17 protein-coding genes are annotated in these 17,727 nt (G+C 32.2%); 14 read left to right on the plus strand and 3 right to left on the minus strand.

The features are described from left to right. Positions 1 to 191 precede the first annotated feature (191 nt). From B5E48_RS08760 to B5E48_RS13730, 9 genes are all read left to right on the plus strand, one after another. Complete coding sequence (locus B5E48_RS08760; protein WP_158097277.1) at positions 192 to 707, plus strand: RNA polymerase sigma factor; 516 nt, start codon at positions 192 to 194, stop codon at positions 705 to 707. Then, on the plus strand, positions 700 to 2,109 hold the full coding sequence (locus B5E48_RS08765) for an anti-sigma-I factor RsgI family protein (RefSeq protein ID WP_087243936.1): 1,410 nt from the start codon (positions 700 to 702) through the stop codon (positions 2,107 to 2,109). The genes B5E48_RS08760 and B5E48_RS08765 overlap by 8 nt, the downstream gene beginning before the upstream one ends. 89 nt (positions 2,110 to 2,198) lie before the next feature. After that, entirely contained in the window at positions 2,199 to 2,879 is a 681-nt protein-coding gene (vanR, locus tag B5E48_RS08770) for a VanR-ABDEGLN family response regulator transcription factor (RefSeq protein WP_087243937.1), read from the plus strand. Next, positions 2,872 to 3,969, plus strand: a complete 1,098-nt coding sequence (locus B5E48_RS08775) for a sensor histidine kinase (protein ID WP_087243938.1) — start codon at positions 2,872 to 2,874, stop codon at positions 3,967 to 3,969. The genes vanR and B5E48_RS08775 overlap by 8 nt, the downstream gene beginning before the upstream one ends. Before the next feature lie 69 nt (positions 3,970 to 4,038). After that, positions 4,039 to 4,800 carry a C39 family peptidase gene (locus B5E48_RS08780; protein ID WP_087304789.1) on the plus strand — a complete coding sequence of 254 codons (762 nt, stop codon included), beginning with the start codon at positions 4,039 to 4,041 and terminating at the stop codon, positions 4,798 to 4,800. Between the two features lie 50 nt (positions 4,801 to 4,850). Beyond that, entirely contained in the window at positions 4,851 to 5,735 is an 885-nt protein-coding gene (gene metF / locus B5E48_RS08785) for a methylenetetrahydrofolate reductase [NAD(P)H] (protein WP_087243940.1), read from the plus strand. Next, a complete protein-coding gene (locus B5E48_RS08790) occupies positions 5,728 to 6,357 on the plus strand; it encodes a vitamin B12 dependent-methionine synthase activation domain-containing protein (RefSeq protein ID WP_087304790.1) in 630 nt (209 codons plus the stop codon). Before metF ends, B5E48_RS08790 begins: the two co-directional genes overlap by 8 nt. Continuing rightward, the gene (locus B5E48_RS08795) at positions 6,339 to 8,690 is read left to right on the plus strand and encodes a homocysteine S-methyltransferase family protein (protein ID WP_087304791.1); all 2,352 of its coding nucleotides are present in this window, start codon (positions 6,339 to 6,341) and stop codon (positions 8,688 to 8,690) included. The genes B5E48_RS08790 and B5E48_RS08795 overlap by 19 nt, the downstream gene beginning before the upstream one ends. Positions 8,691 to 8,700: 10 nt before the next feature. Next, positions 8,701 to 8,853 (plus strand): hypothetical protein, encoded by a 153-nt coding sequence (locus tag B5E48_RS13730; protein ID WP_164483585.1) that lies wholly within the window; start codon positions 8,701 to 8,703, stop codon positions 8,851 to 8,853. A 4-nt stretch (positions 8,854 to 8,857) separates the two neighbouring features. On the opposite strand, the gene B5E48_RS08800 is transcribed toward B5E48_RS13730, so the two are convergent. Then, positions 8,858 to 10,588 (minus strand): ABC-F family ATP-binding cassette domain-containing protein, encoded by a 1,731-nt coding sequence (locus B5E48_RS08800; protein ID WP_087304792.1) that lies wholly within the window; start codon positions 10,586 to 10,588, stop codon positions 8,858 to 8,860. A gap of 74 nt (positions 10,589 to 10,662) precedes the next feature. Here B5E48_RS08800 and B5E48_RS08805 point away from each other — a divergent pair, with 74 nt between their 5' ends. Genes B5E48_RS08805 through B5E48_RS13620 form a run of 4 tightly spaced genes read left to right on the plus strand, consistent with a single transcriptional unit; the run spans position 10,663 to position 13,570 of the window. Further along, positions 10,663 to 11,346, plus strand: a complete 684-nt coding sequence (locus B5E48_RS08805; RefSeq protein WP_158095501.1) for a TIM44-like domain-containing protein — start codon at positions 10,663 to 10,665, stop codon at positions 11,344 to 11,346. Then, a complete protein-coding gene (locus tag B5E48_RS08810) occupies positions 11,343 to 12,053 on the plus strand; it encodes a restriction endonuclease (RefSeq protein WP_087304794.1) in 711 nt (236 codons plus the stop codon). The genes B5E48_RS08805 and B5E48_RS08810 overlap by 4 nt, the downstream gene beginning before the upstream one ends. 40 nt (positions 12,054 to 12,093) lie before the next feature. Beyond that, the gene (locus B5E48_RS08815; RefSeq protein ID WP_087304795.1) at positions 12,094 to 13,419 is read left to right on the plus strand and encodes a M18 family aminopeptidase; all 1,326 of its coding nucleotides are present in this window, start codon (positions 12,094 to 12,096) and stop codon (positions 13,417 to 13,419) included. Between the two features lies 1 nt (position 13,420). After that, a complete protein-coding gene (locus tag B5E48_RS13620) occupies positions 13,421 to 13,570 on the plus strand; it encodes a hypothetical protein (protein ID WP_158097278.1) in 150 nt (49 codons plus the stop codon). A gap of 376 nt (positions 13,571 to 13,946) precedes the next feature. On the opposite strand, the gene B5E48_RS08820 is transcribed toward B5E48_RS13620, so the two are convergent. Continuing rightward, the gene (locus B5E48_RS08820) at positions 13,947 to 15,398 is read right to left on the minus strand and encodes a L,D-transpeptidase family protein (protein ID WP_087304796.1); all 1,452 of its coding nucleotides are present in this window, start codon (positions 15,396 to 15,398) and stop codon (positions 13,947 to 13,949) included. 454 nt (positions 15,399 to 15,852) lie between these two features. On the opposite strand from B5E48_RS08820, the gene B5E48_RS08825 reads away from it, so the two are divergent. Next, complete coding sequence (locus B5E48_RS08825; RefSeq protein WP_087304797.1) at positions 15,853 to 16,797, plus strand: L-lactate dehydrogenase; 945 nt, start codon at positions 15,853 to 15,855, stop codon at positions 16,795 to 16,797. 25 nt (positions 16,798 to 16,822) lie between these two features. Here B5E48_RS08825 and B5E48_RS08830 read toward each other — a convergent pair whose 3' ends face one another. Then, entirely contained in the window at positions 16,823 to 17,680 is an 858-nt protein-coding gene (locus B5E48_RS08830; RefSeq protein WP_087304798.1) for a PfkB family carbohydrate kinase, read from the minus strand. Between the last annotated feature and the right edge of the window lie 47 nt (positions 17,681 to 17,727).

Genomic DNA, 17,727 nt, shown 5'->3' on the forward strand with positions numbered 1-17,727 from the left:
ATCATGAACTCCATGTGTGAGCTAAGATATAGTGACTTTACAAATGAATTTTCATTTAAGACCATATAATCAATATATTTTAAATATAGTTACCAACATTTATCTAGGGTTAGATTTTAGAAAAAAATAAAAATTTGTGCAATAATATGTTCAACAATATCATTAGTATAGTGAAAGGGGGAAAAATTAAAATGAATCAAAAAGAAATTGATTATCTTATTCTTCAGATTCCCCAAATGGATAATGCTTTTGATGAATTATATAAAAAAACCAAGACAAGTGTTTTTGCTTATATCATGAGCATTATTAAAAATTACGATGATAGTCGTGACATTTTACAGGAAGTTTATGTGAAACTTTATTTAGCAGCTAAAAATTATCAATCACAGAAAAAACCATTAGCATGGATTTATACAATTGCTAGAAATGAATGTTATCTTTATTTAAGAAGACAAAATTTAACACAGGAATATCAGGATTATCTTTATTGTCCACCAGAAACGGACATGCATACAAAAATGATTTTAGAACAGTTATTTGAAAGTTTAAATGATCAGGAAAGAGAAGTGATTATTATGCATGCACTGTGGGGATTAAAGCATCATGAAATTGCCGGCTTATTAGATATTCCTCTAGCAACATCTTTATCTAGCTATCATCGAGGTATGAAAAAAATGAAAAAGATAGGAGCGAAGAGTTATGAATGAAATCAAAGAAGCTTTTACAAAGATTACACCAGATCGCTTAGATGATATTAAAGAAGAATTAAAAACGAGAGATGAAAATATCGTGATCGAAACAAAGAAGAAGAAAAAACGTTATCTTTTGACTCTACCTATTGTGGCAGTCTGTGCAGCGATGGTTTTCATGTTATGGCCTGCGACTCACTCCATTCAAACGGTTGTTGGTTTAGATGTCAATCCAAGTGTTGAATTGAATTTAGATGATGATTATAAAATTGTCGAAGTGAAAACGAACAACGAAGATGGGAAAAAAATTGTCGGCAATATGGATTTAAAAGGTAGCGATATTGAAGTTGGTGTGAATGCGTTGATTGGTGCTATGTTAAAGGAAGGATATATAGACGAACTTAAAAATTCATTACTGATATCAGTAACAGGGGAAAATGAACAAGAAAATGAAAAACTAAGACAACAGCTTTCATTAAATATTGATGAATTATTAAAAGCAAGTGATATTAATGGCTCTATTGTATCACAGACAATTAATGATCAAAATGTTGAAAATCTGGCGAAACAATATCAGATTTCAGTGGGAAAAGCTGAAATTATTCAACAGCTTGTTTCAAAGAATCCACTATATACATTTGATTCTTTGAAGAACTTATCTATTCATGAATTGAATCTGTTATTACAAAGCAATCAGGTTGAACAAGTTTCAATTACAGGTCATGCCAGTGAAAGTGGATATATAGGAAAAGACAAGGCTCAAAGTATTGCTTTTAATGATGCTCAAGTATCTCAACCAACAGTTCAAAAAGTAGAAATGGATTATGATGATGGTGTGATGGTTTATGAAGTTGAATTTTATAAAGATCAGGTTGAATATGATTACGAAATTAATGCTTTGAATGGTGAAATTATAAAAAGTGAAAAAGATGGTGAGAGAACTTCTCAATCAGCTTCATCATCAAATCAGTCTTCAAACCAAAATTCATCAAACAGTTCTCAGACATCAACTCAGCAGATATCACAGGATCAGGCAAAATCAATTGCTAAAAAACATGCTGGTGTTCAATCAGTATCACAAGAAAAAATTCATAAAGATTATGATGATGGTGTTTACAAATTTGAATATGAATTTGTAAGTGGTGATTATAAGTATGAATACGAAATTAATGCCATGACAAGTACTGTGATGAAACATGAAAAAGAATATGTTGGAACAGTCAAATTAACACAAAATGAAGCTAAACAAAAAGCTTTCAGTCATGCCAATGTTTCTTCATCAAATGCCTATGATGTAGAAGTAGAATTAGACCATCAATATTATGAAGTTTCCTTTAAATCAGGACAATATGAATATGAATATAAGATCAATGCATCAGATGGCTCTATTGTGGCGCATGAAAAAGATTATGATGATTAGAAGAAGTTTTATGACTTCTTCTTTTTTCTTAATAAATTCTTAAAACTTTCACATTTTTTATGTAATATAATGATGAAAGGGGTGGGATTATGAATATTTTGGTCGTAGATGATGAAAAAGAAATTGCCGATTTAGTAGAATTGTATTTAAAAAATGAAGGCTTTCAAGTTTTTAAATTTTATAATGGTTGTGATGCTTTACGTTGTGTGGAAACACAGGATATTGATTTGGCTGTTTTAGATATCATGTTACCAGATATAGATGGTTTAAAAATTTGTTCCAAAATCAGAGAAACAAAAATCTTTCCTATTATTATGCTGACAGCTAAAGAAACTGAAATTGATAAAATAACAGGATTGACTATGGGTGCTGATGATTATGTCACAAAACCATTTCGTCCTTTAGAGCTTATGGCACGTATTAAAGCTCAGTTAAGACGCTATACAATGATGTCACCTAAAAAAGATGAATCCGTTTTGACCATTGGTGCTTTAACAATTGATAAAGATAACCATCGCTGTTTTCTAGATAATCAATTATTATCTTTAACACCAACTGAATTTTCTATATTATGGTTATTATGTTCAAATCAGGGAAAAGTAGTCAGTGTTGATCAGATTTTTCATGATTTATGGGGAGAAAAATACTATACCAACTCAAGTAGCTCTATTATGGTTCATATTCGTCATTTAAGAGAGAAAATGAATGACTCAGCAGAAAATCCACGTTATATCCAAACGGTATGGGGAGTAGGTTATAAAATTGAATAAAGATTATACGAGAAAGTTTCAACAGGAAATTCTCAAAATACATATACTCATTACAGCTTGTTGCTTTGTTTTTATATTATTTATTTATTTTTATATGGATTATGTTTATAATGGAGCATTTATTAATTTCTTACAGGAATATTTTGGATGGGATTTTGCACACTTTGCCTTGAGAAATCAAAAAACAATTATCTTTATGATTATTATGCTGGTCATTTTATTGAATTCTATCATTGTTGAAATTTATGCTATTCAAAAAATATCACGAGTCTTTTCACAAATTAAGATTCTTTTTCAAAAAGACAATCAGAGAATTGTTTTAGATGATTCATTATATGAATTAGAAAATGACTTAAATGAACTCAAACGAGAAAGTATTGAAAATGAAAAGAAGGCAATTGATGAAGTTCAGCATAAAGTTGATATGATTGCCTATTTGGCTCATGATATTAAAACACCTTTAGCTTCAGTTATTGGTTATCTCTGTTTACTTGATGAAACACCACATTTACCAGAAGATTTACGTCATCAATATACACATATTACTTTAGAAAAAGCATATCGTTTAGAAAGACTAATTAATGAGTTTTTTGATATTGCTAAACTGAATCAGACTTATACACCTTTACATAAAGAAAAGATTCATTTGTTGTATCTTTTAGAACAAATGAAAGAAGAATTTTATCCATTGATTTCACAAAAACAACAACATATTGAAATTGATATAAATGAAGATTTATTAATCAATGTGGATGCTCAAAAAATGGCAAGAGTTTTTAATAATATTTTAAAAAATGCCTTTCATTACAGTTATGAAAAAACAACCATTTTTATTAAAGCTTATCAAGATGAGAGTTATACACATATTCTTTTTGAAAATGAAGGAGAAACAATTCCACCAGATAAAATTCAAAATATCTTTAAACAGTTCTATCGTTTAGATGAATCACGTAACTCATCAACAGGAGGATCGGGACTTGGTTTATCAATTGCTAAAACAATTGTGGAACAGCATCAGGGATTTATTAAGGCCACAAGTGCTAAGCATCATACTGTCTTTGATGTGATGCTACCTCTTCATGAACTTTAGAAAATCTTAATAATTCATTAAAAATTTTAATTATTTTGTCCTCTATAATACAGTTATGGAGGATTTTTTATGAGAAAAAAAGTATTAGTATGTATTGCGGTATTAGTCATACCAGTCATCATTTTATTAGTCGATCATTTTTTATTAAAGGAAGATATACACTTATCTTATGGTTATGATACCTCATCTTCATGGCATGAAATTGTAGAACATCAAAGTGAGTATCCATCATCATTAATTGATTTAGCTTTAAGAAATAAAGAAACCATTCCATTTGTCGCTAATTATCCCACCAAACACACACAAGATATGGTGATGAATATTCAAAATGATTTAAAAGATAATCAAATGCCATTGTTACTACAATGGGATGAACGTTGGGGATATCGTTATTATGGTGATCAGATGATGGCTATCAATGGTTGTGGACCAACGTGTTTATCAATGGTTGTCAGTTATTTGACACAAAATGGAAGATACCATCCTTATTATATGGCACAATACAGTGAACAAAATGGTTATTACAGTCAAGATGGAACATCATGGTCTTTTATGATCAGGGGAGCACAGGCTTGTGGTGTTGATGCTAAACAGCTTTCTTTGGATGAAGATTTGATAAAAGAAGAATTGATGCAGGGACATCCTATCATTTGCAGCGTGTCTAAAGGAATCTTTACAAAGACAGGGCATTTTATTGTTTTGTCTGAATATAAAAATGGGAAAATTCGTGTGTTAGATCCTAATAGTCAAAAAAAGAGTCATTATTATTCTTTTGATGAATTTTCTAATCAAATCAGAAATTTATGGGTTTATAGTAGGAATAGTTTTTGACTATTCTCTTTTTGTATTATAAAATAGACAAAAAATGGAGGTGCAAAAGTATGAAAATTTCAGAAATATTAAAAAAGAAAGCGACTATTTCTTTTGAAGTTTTTCCGCCTAAAAATAAAGAAGGAGATATTTCTTCTATTTATTATACAATTGAGGAGTTATCTCAATTAAATCCTGATTTTATCAGTGTGACTTATGGTGCAGGAGGATCAACGAAAGGAAAAACAGTAGAGATTGCTTCAACAATTAAAAATCAATATAACATTGAAGCAGTTGCTCATTTAACATGTATATCTTCAACAGAATCAGAAATTTTAGACATCTGTCAACAGTTAAAAGACAATCATATTGAAAATATATTATCTTTACGTGGTGATTATCCTCAGGATGGTTTACAACATGAATTATCTTTTCATTATGCAAAAGAATTAAATACTTTTATTTCACAACATTTTCCTGGTGACTTTTGTTTGTCTGGAGCCTGTTATCCTGAAGTGCATCAGGAAGCCAGTTGTCTGGAAGATGATTTAAAAGCTTTAAAAGAAAAGGTAGATGCTGGAGCACAGTATTTAATTACTCAAATCTTTTTTGACAATCATTATTATTATCGTTTAGTCAAGGAAGCAAGAAAAAGAGGTATCAATGTACCTATTTTAGCTGGAATTATGCCTGTGACACATTCTAAATCATTACTGAGAACGGCAAAACTTTGTGGCTGTTCGATTCCATATGAATTATCAACGATGATTGAATCTTATTATCATTATCCTGAAGCTATGAAAGAAATTGGAATCAACTATGCGACTCATCAGATTATTGATCTGATTACAAATGGCGTGGATGGAATTCATATTTATACAATGAATAAACCAGAAATCGCTAAAGCAATCTTCCAAAGTATTCCAACTGTTTTAAAAGAGTTGAATCATGAATAAAAAAATCATTAGACACTATCTCAATGCGCAAACAATCATGGATGAACAGACTGAAAAACTTATAGATGTATGTATTGAGGAAGTCAAGCAATATGCTCAATTCAAAGCTGTTTACCAGCAGTTTCATCTTTCTCATCAGCCACTTATGATCAAAGAGATTCATTTTCCATTAGAATCACAGGATTTAGAATTTTATTTCAAAGATTGCCAGGAATGCATTGTGATAGCCTGTACATTAGGGCTTTCTATTGATCGTCAGATGAAATATTATGAACATATGGATATGGCAAAAGCAGTTGTGTTTGATGCTGTGAGTAATGCTTATTTAGAAGAGTGCTGTGATCAATATGAACAGTCACTCCATTTACCTCATCATACTTTTCGTTTTGCGCCTGGTTATGGAGATATCCCATTGGATTGGAATCAGATTTTTGCTTCCATTTTGCAGATCAATAAAAAGCTAGGTGTCAGTTTAAATCCATCTGGTTTATTAATTCCCATGAAATCAATGATTGGACTTATTGGAATAGGCAAGGATGTACAAAAAACATGTTTATCATGTATTCGCAAAGATGATTGTGAGTTAAGGAAAGGGGGACAACGATGTTACGTGAAAGATTAAAAAAAGATTTATTGATTTTTGATGGAGCTATGGGGTCAATGCTCCAACAACATGGATTGAAAGTAGGAGAAATTCCCGAGGTTTATAATATAGAACATCCAGATATTATTGTAGATATTCATAAACAATATTTGAAAGCTGGAGCCAATTTTATCACAACGAATACTTTTGGATGTAATCCTATCAAGATGAAAGAGAGTGGATATTGTTATTGTGATTTATTAAAGGCAGCCATCCAAAATGCCAAACAGGCTAGAGATGAAGTCAATCCTGACGCATATATTGCCTTGGATATTGGTCCCATTGGCCAGTTGTTAGAGCCTTCTGGAACATTAACATTTGATGAAGCCTATGAAATCATCGCTTCACAAATCCTAATCGCAAAAGATGATGTTGATGTTGTTTTATTAGAAACAATGACGGATTTATATGAAGTCAAAGCAGGTATTCTAGCTGTCAAAGAAAATAGTGATTTGCCTGTGTTTGTGACAATGACTTTTGAAAGTAATCAGCGTACGTTAACGGGAACAGATCCTTTGACTTTTGTGAATGTTGTGGAAGGATTGAAAGTCGATGCGTTAGGTGTCAATTGCTCATTAGGTCCTGTTGAACTTCAGCCGATAGTCCATACAATATTAAAATATGCTTCAGTTCCTGTCATTGTCCAACCCAATGCGGGATTGCCATGTCTGCATCATGGTGAGACTTGTTATCCAATGAGCAGTAAAGAATTTGTTGAGGCTATGCAATCTTACATCCAGCAAGGTGTCAATATTGTTGGAGGATGTTGTGGTACAACACCAGAGTTTATTGCTGGTTTAAAACAGCAATTACCTGCTCATAGCTATCCTCGTCAAAGAAAAGCTTATACGGCTGTTTCCAGTGCGCATCAAACAGTTATTTTTGATGGTGATGTCATTGTTTGTGGCGAAAGATTGAATCCAACAGGAAAGAAAAAATTAAAAGCTGCTCTTCAAGAAGAACGCTATGAAGAATATGTCAAAGAAGCCATTCAACAACAAATGGCAGGGGCTCAGGTTTTAGATGTCAATGTAGGATTACCTGGTATTGATGAAACAAAAGTCATGGTGAATATCATAAAGATGTTACAGGAAGTTGTGAATTTACCTTTACAGATTGATTCATCATCACCAGAAGTCATTGAAAAAGCTTGTCGTTATTACAATGGAAAACCATTGATTAATTCAGTTAATGGAAAAGAAGAAGTCATGGAGGCTATTTTTCCAATTGTAGAAAAATATGGTGGTGTTGTTATAGGACTGACATTAAAAGATGGCATTCCTTTATATGCTCAAGAACGCTATGAATTGGCCAAAGCTATCATTGAAAAAGCAAAAACGTATCATATTGATAAAAAGGATATCATCATAGATTGTTTAACATTAACAGCATCGGCTCAACAAAAAGAAGTTCAAGAAACTCTCAAAGCACTCACAATGGTTAAAAATCAGTTATCAGTTTATACAACATTAGGTGTATCTAATGTATCTTTTGGTTTACCGAATCGACCTTTATTGAACCGTACCTTTTTAACTTTAGCTTTACAGGCGGGATTAGATTTGCCTATTATCAATCCATTAGATCAACAATTAATGGATACCATTGATGCTTATCGTGTCTTGACTTATCAAGATCAGGATGCAGCACAGTATATTCAACATCAATCCAACCAAGTAGAACAGTCTGCTGTTAAAACATCATCAGCCTTATCTTTGTTTGATATTATTGTTCATGGATTTAAAGATGAAGTCAAAGCCAAAACTGAAGAATTATTACAGACACAAAATGCTATGGAGATTATTAATCAGACGATTATACCTGCTTTAAATCAGGTGGGAAAAGATTATGAAACAAATCGTATTTTTTTACCTCAGCTGATACAATCAGCTGAAACAACAAAATTAGCTTTTGAAGTTGTCAAAGCAACATTTTCCAAACAAGAGTCTTCAAAAGCAACCGTTTTAATGTGTACTGTAGAAGGAGATATCCACGATATAGGAAAAAATATTGTCAAAGTCATTTTAGAAAGTTATGGTTATGAAGTCATTGATTTAGGAAAAGATGTGAAAATGGAAAGAGTGGTAGAAGCCTATCAGCAATATCATCCTCAGGCTATTGGATTAAGTGCTCTTATGACAACAACAGTTGTTAATATGCAAAAGACGATTCAGGCTTTAAAAGCAGTGAACTGTCAATGTCCAATCTGGGTTGGTGGAGCTGTATTGACAAGTGAAATCGCTAGGGAAATTGGAGCTGATTATTATTGCGAAGATGCGATGGCATCAGTTCATTTATTACAGGATATTTTATAGGAGGCATTATATGGCATTAAAAGTGAAAATGAATACAATGGACTTGGATGATCTAGATACAGATATTCCATTGTTTGCGACAATTGAAGATGAGGAAAATGATCTTCAGGTTGATGAAAATACAACAATGAAAATTCAAGTTAAAGTCAAAGAAGAACAGTAAATGGCTACTGTTCTTCTTTTTCTAATAATTCTAACCAACGTATACTCTTTGTTTCAATTTCATTTTCTAATGCATTGCGTTGATTGGAAAGTTCTTGAATATCATGAAAGTCTGTAACTTGATTTAATTGTTCATCTAACTGTTGAAGTTTTTGTTCAAGTGCAGGAATATCAGCTTCTAAGCTTTCTAATTCCTTTTTTTCAAGATAAGTCAGTCTGACTTTACGTTCTCTCATGGGTTTTTTAGTACTGGATTTGGGTTTATTTGAAGATGTTTGATTTGAAGTGATGATATAATCACTATAACCTCCATTATGAACTTGGATTTGTTGATGCGAAAATACAAATAGCGTGTCACAAAGACGATCTAGAAAATAGCGATCGTGTGAAACTGTGATAATAATTCCCTGAAAGCTATCTAAATAGTCTTCTAAAATCTGTAAAGTTGTAATATCTAAATCATTTGTAGGTTCATCCAATAATAAAACATTAGGAGCACCCATCAAAACTTTTAAAAGATATAAACGTCTTTTTTCACCACCAGATAGTCTTCCAATAGGGGTATATTGAAGCTCTTTATCAAAAAGAAACTTTTCACACATCTGTTTCGCTGAAAATTCTCCTTGACGAGTTTTCAAATAGCGTGCTTCTTCTTGAATATAGTCAATGACTCTTTGATTGTCATCCATATCTTCGTGACCCTGTTTAAAATATCCTATACGAATGGTTTCACCGTATTCTACTTCACCACTTGTGGGTTGAATTTGTCCAGCAATAATATGAAGTAAAGTCGATTTACCAGAACCATTGATACCGACAATTCCTACACGTTCATTTCTTTGAAAGAGATAATCAAAAGGTTGAAATAAAAGATGATCAAAACGATGAGAAATACCATGTAGTTCAATTGTTTTTTGTCCTAATCTTGAAGCAGTATCAATCATTTCCAGATTTTGTGTGACAGGTAAGTCAGCCTGCTGACTTAAAGCTTCATATCTTTGTAAACGTCCTTTGTTTTTGGTTGTACGAGCCTGGACACCAGCACGGACCCATTCTAATTCTTTTTTAAGAAACTGTTTTCTTTTGTGTTGAGCATTTTGTAGACTTTCTTCACGCTTAGCTTTTTGTTCGAGATAAAGTGAATAATTGGCTTCATAAGTATATAACTGACCATGTTCCAATTCAAGCATACGATGTGTGATACGTTCTAAAAAATAACGATCATGTGTAATCATGACAAGAGCTCTATTGAATTTTGTGAGATATTTTTCAAGATATTCAATCATTTCATGATCTAAATGATTGGTTGGTTCGTCTAACAATAATAAATCACAAGGCTTGATCAGTGCAATAGCCAAAGCGACACGTTTTTTTTGACCACCAGATAACTGACTGATTGGCTGTGAGTGATTGATAATTTGAAAACGATTTAAGATAGATTTGATTTCATATTCTGCCACATCATGACCCACATCTTCATAGACCTGTTCTAAAACGGTATTTTGAGGTTGGAAAGATGGGATTTGAGGTAAATAATTGATACGAATATCTTTCTTTTTGATAATTTCTCCCTTATAATCTTCTTGACCAGCTAGTATTTTTAAAAGCGTAGATTTTCCAGTTCCATTTAAACCAATAAGACCAATTTTATCACGTTCATGAATGGAAAAGGAAATATCTTTTGCGATACATTTTAAATTGTTATATTTACTTAGATGTGATACACTCATTAACATATTGAATTTCTCCTTTATTGTTCTATTGTACCATGACTTTTTGTTTTGTAAATACATGTAAGGGAAGTGATAGATTGAAAAGATTATTACTCGTTTTCATTGTTTTTATGATTCTGTTAACGCCAGTGGGCGCACGAGCTGGTGGAGGCAGCAGTAGTGGCGGTGGTGGTGGAGGCAGCAGCCATACGTCGTCGCATCGTTCTAGACGTTCAAGTGGAAATGGATCACCCATAGCAGGTGTGATAGGGATAGGAGCCTGTATGGGAATGATTGTCTACTGGAAAAGAAAAAAAGCCAGACACATGCATCAGGAAATTAAAGATGATTTATCTTTCGCTTATCAGCAGGATGATTTCTGGAATGAAAAAGTCTTAAAGAAGAAAGTTAAAGAAAAATATTTGATTATACAAGAAGCCTGGTCTAAGCAGGATTTAGAAACATTGAAAAAGCATTTAAGTGAATCATTATATGAACAATGGAAACTCAAAATAGAGTGGCAACAATTTCAACAACAATATAATCAATTAGATCATATTCAATTATTGAAAGTCATACTGGTTGATTTACATGATGCAATTGATAATCAGCAGGACTTCTTTTGGGTTTATATAGAAGGCAAGATGAATGATTTAATGATAGAAAAACAAGAAGTGATTGCATCGAATCATGAGTGCTTTGTAGAATATTGGAAATTTGTGCGCCATGGAAATGACTTTTTATTAGATGAAATTAAACAACAGGATGAGGTTGAATCATGATCAGGGGTCTTTTTCGATGTCTGTTATGGATATTGCAGAAAGTCGGACATCTCATTGGTTATATCATCGGCTTTGTTTTTGGCTGGATTCCACGTTTAAAAAAGCATATGAGTGGTGAAGAATTTGAGGAATATGTCTATGAAATACTTAAACGTATTGGATATAAACATATACGATTAACGCAAAAGAGTGGTGATTATGGGGTTGATATTTTAGCAACCTATAAAGGCATTCACTATGCTTTTCAATGTAAATATTATAGTAAACCAGTTGGAGTGAGTGCCGTTCAACAGGCTTATAGTGGTTGTGAATATTATGACTATGATGAAGCTGTTGTTGTTACAAATCAGACTTTTACACGACAGGCCCATGCTCTGGCAATGCGTAATGGCGTCATTTTATGGGATGGTGAAAAACTCAATCAGATGCGTCGTTTAGCCAATCGACATGCATTATTTTATCGTTTTCATCACCAAAAAATGCCACATCCATATGAAGGTGTTTTACAAGTTATTTTGGAAGCTGGGTATGCTTCAACAGATTTGCTTTATCAGCATTTAAATATGAATATATCACGTATTGATTATATTTTGGATGATTTAGAGTTTTATGATATTGTTTCGAGTGAAGATGATTATGGAATCAGGGAAGTGTATATATCTTCTTTAGAAGAAGGATTAAAATTACTGGAAAGAAGTCATATTTAAAATAAACTATGTTATAATAAAGAAAATATGGAGGGATAAAATGTATAAAGAAGTTTCAAAACAGTTGATGTCTTTTATTCAACAAAGTCCAACAGCATTTCATGCAGTGGATACAATGAAAAAGATTTTAAATCAAAATGGTTATCAGGAATTATCAGAAAGCCAGAAATGGACAATACAATTAGGTGGAAAATATTATGTAACACGTAATCAGTCAAGTTTGATTGCTTTTCATGTTGGTCAACATCTAGAAAATTATAATTTTCATATTGTGGCTTCACATAGTGATTCACCAACTTTTAAGTTAAAAGAAAATGCTGAAGTGGAAATCAAAAATCATTATGTATCTTTAAATACAGAAGGATATGGTGGGATGATTTGTGCTTCATGGCTTGATAGACCTTTATCAATTGCGGGTCGTGTTATGGTTAAAGACAACAATACATATCAGACACGTTTACTTTGTTTTGATCAGGATCTTGTATTGATTCCAAATGTCGCCATTCATATGAATCGCAGTGTGAATGATGGTTATGCCTATAATAAACAAATTGATATGTTACCATTGATTGGAGGACAGGCATATCAATCTGGTGATTTGAAAAAAATGATAGCCAAAGAATTGCAGGTGGATGTTGAAGATATTTATAGCAGTGATTTATATTTATATAATCGTATGCAACCTACAATCTGGGGAGCGCATGATGAATTTATTTCATCACCGAGATTGGATGATTTACAGTGTGCCTATACATCTTTACAAGGTTTCTTGAAAGGACATCATTCGCAAACAATTCAAGTCTTTGCCTGCTTCGATAATGAAGAAGTAGGTTCATCTACAAAACAAGGAGCAGCATCTACATTTTTATATGATACTTTATACCGTATTCATCATCATTTATTTCAAGATGATGAAGATTTCTATCGTGCAGTCGCTTCTAGTTTTATGTTGAGTGGGGATAATGCACATGCTGTTCATCCTAATCACCCTGAAAAAACAGATCAGCAAAATGGTGTTTATATGAACCAGGGGATTGTGGTGAAATCACATGCTGGACAAAAGTATACAAGCGATGCTTTGAGTATAGCTGTATTGAAAGATTTATGTGAAAAAGCTGGCGTTCCACTTCAATTCTTTGCGAATAGATCGGATATGTTAGGTGGAAGCACACTAGGAAATATTGCCATGTCTCAGGTGTCAATGAATTGTGTAGATATTGGCTTAGCCCAGCTTGCCATGCATTCATCTTATGAAACAGCAGGAATCAAAGATTCATATGATATGATTAAAGTTATGGAGGAATTTTATAATAGCCATATTCAAGTCGTTAAGGATGGATATGTCATTGTAGACAAGGAGGGATAAAATGTTAAGTCGTTTATGGAAGTTTGTGATATATTCGATTTTTTCACTTTTTCTTGTAACATGTTTGTCTTCTATATTATCATTAGAAAAACAACAGAAAATCTTGCATATGCCTTTTGATAAAACTAACGAAAATAAAAAAAGTTCATAACGAACTTTTAAAAATTTTGATTAATTACAATGATAGAAATTTGATGAAGATATACGTATATTGTATCGTTTTAAGAATCCTACTTTTTGTAGGATTTTTTATTTGATGTCTATTTTTTGAATGATGATGAGCGAGATTGGAATGAAGATACAAATATAAATAATAATACAACAAATATCAATGATATCAAAAGAAATAGTTGTGTGTGAGAATAGGTGAAATATGATTTGGTCGGCTAGGAAAAAATAAATATATGAAAGAAAAAGAAAGACTATCAGTTGAAAAAATCTTTTAAGAAAATGTTTCATAGAAATCCCTCCTTATAAGTTTATCATAACAGAAGGGAACGAAAAAAGATATGAATTTCTCCATATCTTTAATAATAACATACAACAGGTATGTTGACGCTTAATTGACTATACAATGATGCAGCTACATCAAGTGGAAGATTGATACAACCATGTGAACCATATGTTTTATAACGATCGCCACCAAAGGCAGATTGCCATGTTGCATCATGTAAACCAATACCACCATTAAATGCCATCCAATAAGCAACAGGTGTTTCATATTCTGGTTTACCATCTTCTTGAATTTCACCGATTAATGTACGATTACGTTGCATAAAATAAATGTAATAAGTACCACCAGGTGTTCTCTTATCTGGATCACTTGGTAATCCAGAAACAATGTCTGATTGTAAAACAACATTCCCATTTTTTACAAACCACATGTGTTGACCTGTTAAATCAATTTCTACAAAAGTATGGCCTATTCCTCCATTGCTGTAAGATGCCTGTACACCTGTCACAACTGGAGTTCTTGTTTCTTTTTTATGTGCTTTAATATCAGCAAGTAATCCAGTCACTTCTTTACTTTGATTTAATTTATAACCATAATTACCACCAGAAACTGTTCTTGTGCCATTAGCACCAGTAAATGTTTTAGCTTTTCCGATAATATTGATTTGAGGTGCTAAAGTTTCTTTGACAAATTTTGTAGCTTGTTTCTGAAACTCTTCTTCATCGTAATAATAATTTCCTTTTTCATCAATAGATAACCATTGAATCAAATCATTTCCATCTAATACAACTTGACCAGATGTTGTTTGATAAGTAATTTTAGCATCACAATATTCCTTAGCTAGTTTTTGTAAATTTGTAATTGTTTCATCTTGTGATGTCAATTGTGGTTCTTTATAAATATGTTGCTCTTTTAAGTTAATAGAATCCTGACGTGTTTGAAAAGCTTTTTCTACAGCATTAATCAATTGATCGTTTTGAATTGTTGTTCCAAAAACTTCTGGTGTAATCACAAACTCGTCATCTTTATATTCTACCTTGGCATCGACTGGAGCAATTTGTTTATCTTTGACATGCTGTAAAGAATTAACAGCTTCTTCTAATTGCTTTTGATCTGTGATCAATAAATCATTTAATTGAATCTCTGTAGATTGAAAGAAATGTGTAAACCATAGAAAATAATTTTGTTGATCTAATGTCTTTTGAATACTGTTGTTTTGATTAAAAGAAATTCCACTATCAGCTTGTTTTAAAGTTTCTTTTTCTCCATCAACAAATGTCAATGATAAAGTTTGATTTGTTAAAGCTTTTTCAAGTGTTGAACTTGCATCCTCATACGTGAAACCTGAAACATCAATATCGTTAATTGTCGTATGACTCATAAAACGATTGTGATAATAGAAACATCCAAAAAGATAAACAACAATAATCAAAGCACCTAAGATAAGTGCTGCTTTTAATACATGATCTTTTTTTATGCGAACCTTTTTTCTTGGCTTTCTTTCTTGTGTTTTCGTTTCCTCCATATATATACCCCTTATATTTATAGCTTCATTTAGAAGTATAGGTACTTTTCAGATAAAAGTCAAGTTATCCGACATTTTATGTAATTGAAATCAGTATTTTTTATGAATGATGTTGATTGATTTTTCATCTAAGAAAAGATATGAGAAAAAATCATCATCATTATGATGACACAAATGAAAATATTTGACATTATTGACACTTGTTTGAAAATGAGTTTTTTACATATGCAATCGTATCAAGGATGGTTATAAATCATAGGGATTGTTTCGATTTCGACAATATATTTATAGAAGATAAGATGATAACATAGAATAGAAAATGATATGAAAGAAGCCAATTTGAATATTTGAAAGTCTATGATCAATGAAATATACAAAAAAGAATCATGGAAATGTTGCATATGATTTGAAAAATTTGTATTTTTGGGTATACTGAAAGTGGAAGGTGATAAATATGGTTAATATGCAAAAAGTTGCAGTGATTGGATGTGGGTTTGTAGGAGCTACATCTGCATTTAGTTTGATTCAGACAGGTTTATTTTCAGAAATGGTATTAATAGATGCAAATGCCAAAAAAGCTGAAGGAGAAGCGATGGATTTAAGTCATGGGAGTGCTTATTTAACACCTATGAATATCTATGCCGGAACTTATGATGATATTGTAGATGCAGGAATTATTGTCATTACAGCAGGTGCGAATCAAAAACCTGATGAAACAAGATTAGACTTAGTTAAGAAAAATGTTCAAATTTTTAAGAGCATTATTCCAGAAATTAAAAAAAGAAATTGTGAAGGTATTTTATTGATTGTTTCTAATCCTGTTGATATTTTGACAGAAGTTGCTTTGAAATTATCAGGATTCCCATCAAATCGAGTTATTGGCTCAGGAACTGTTCTTGATACAGCAAGATTAAAATATGTTTTAGGTAAACATTTACAGGTTGATCCTCGTGATATTCATGCTTATATTATTGGAGAACATGGTGACAGTGAATTGGTTGTATGGTCTGGTGCGCAGGTTGCTGGTATTCATATTAATCATTTCTGTGAATTACGTGGACACTTTAATCATGAAGAAGCCATGGAAAGATTGGCTCAGGAAGTTCGTGATAGTGCTTATGAAATCATTGAAAGAAAAGGAGCAACTTATTATGGTGTAGCAGTTGCGGTAAAACGTATTGCGACAGCGATTGTAAAAGATGAACATGCTGTATTACCTGTTTCTAGCTTGATGCAGGGAGAATTTGGTTTGAATGATTTATGTTTAAGTATTCCAACTGTTATTGGACAAGATGGTGTTGAAAAAGTTGTTGATATTTATTTGAATAATGATGAAAATGATAAATTACAATCAAGTGCCAGAGCTTTAAAAGAAGTATTGGATGATTTGGATTTATAAGAAGAAAGCATTTATAGAGTGAAGTCTATAAATGCTTTTTTGATATTTTCATAGCAGCGATTTCGTTGGCTTTTTGTAAAGCGTGAAACCAGGAATAGCCTAGCATACGATAAGCCATGACACTACCTATATGACTATCACCAGCCCCGTTGGTATTATAAACGCTCACTGGAATGGCAGGAATATGAAAGTTTTCCTGTCGATTATAGAAATAACATCCATCTTTTCCAAGGGTAACGATTACAGGTTGATGTGTTTGCTGATATAAATATTGGCAGGCTTGTTCAAGCGTGGTTTGTTGTGTATATGTCAGGATTTCCTGCTTGTTTAAATGAATGATAGGATGGAGTGAAAGGATGTTTTGGAAAGATTGTTTGGGTATGTCCATCAAACGTGGACCAGGTGCAAAATAGATGCTTAGATGATCATGATTTTTTAAAAAATGATAAATCACTCCATGAGTATCTTCTTCGATTTCTAATCCACAAAGGTAGACACATTGATATTGTTTCATATCCAATTGTTGAAACCATTCTTTTTGATAAAAATATTCAGCACCATGCTCACAAAGAAAAGTTCTTTCGCCCTGTTGATCTATAATACAATAACAACATCCATTCTTTTGATTGGTTTCAATAAGTATAGGAATCTGATTTTTTTGAAAATGGGTTTTCACAAATTCTCCATAGATACCTTTACCAATAGGTGAAAAGAGGGTATAAGGAAGTTTGGTCTGTCTGAAAATAGAGGTCACATTCCAGGCACAACCACCCATGGCCATGTTTTGACTGATTATATTTTCATCACCACATAGTTGAGGGAGCTGTTTAACATAAATATGAACATCACAAACACTTGAACCAATAATTAATGCTGATTTCATGATAAGTATCCTTTCTTTTTGATTTTTTATGAGGACATTATATCAGA

The organism is Massilimicrobiota sp. An105, from assembly GCF_002161155.1.
In the GTDB taxonomy this organism is placed as follows: domain Bacteria; phylum Bacillota_I; class Bacilli_A; order Erysipelotrichales; family Coprobacillaceae; genus Allocoprobacillus; species Allocoprobacillus merdigallinarum.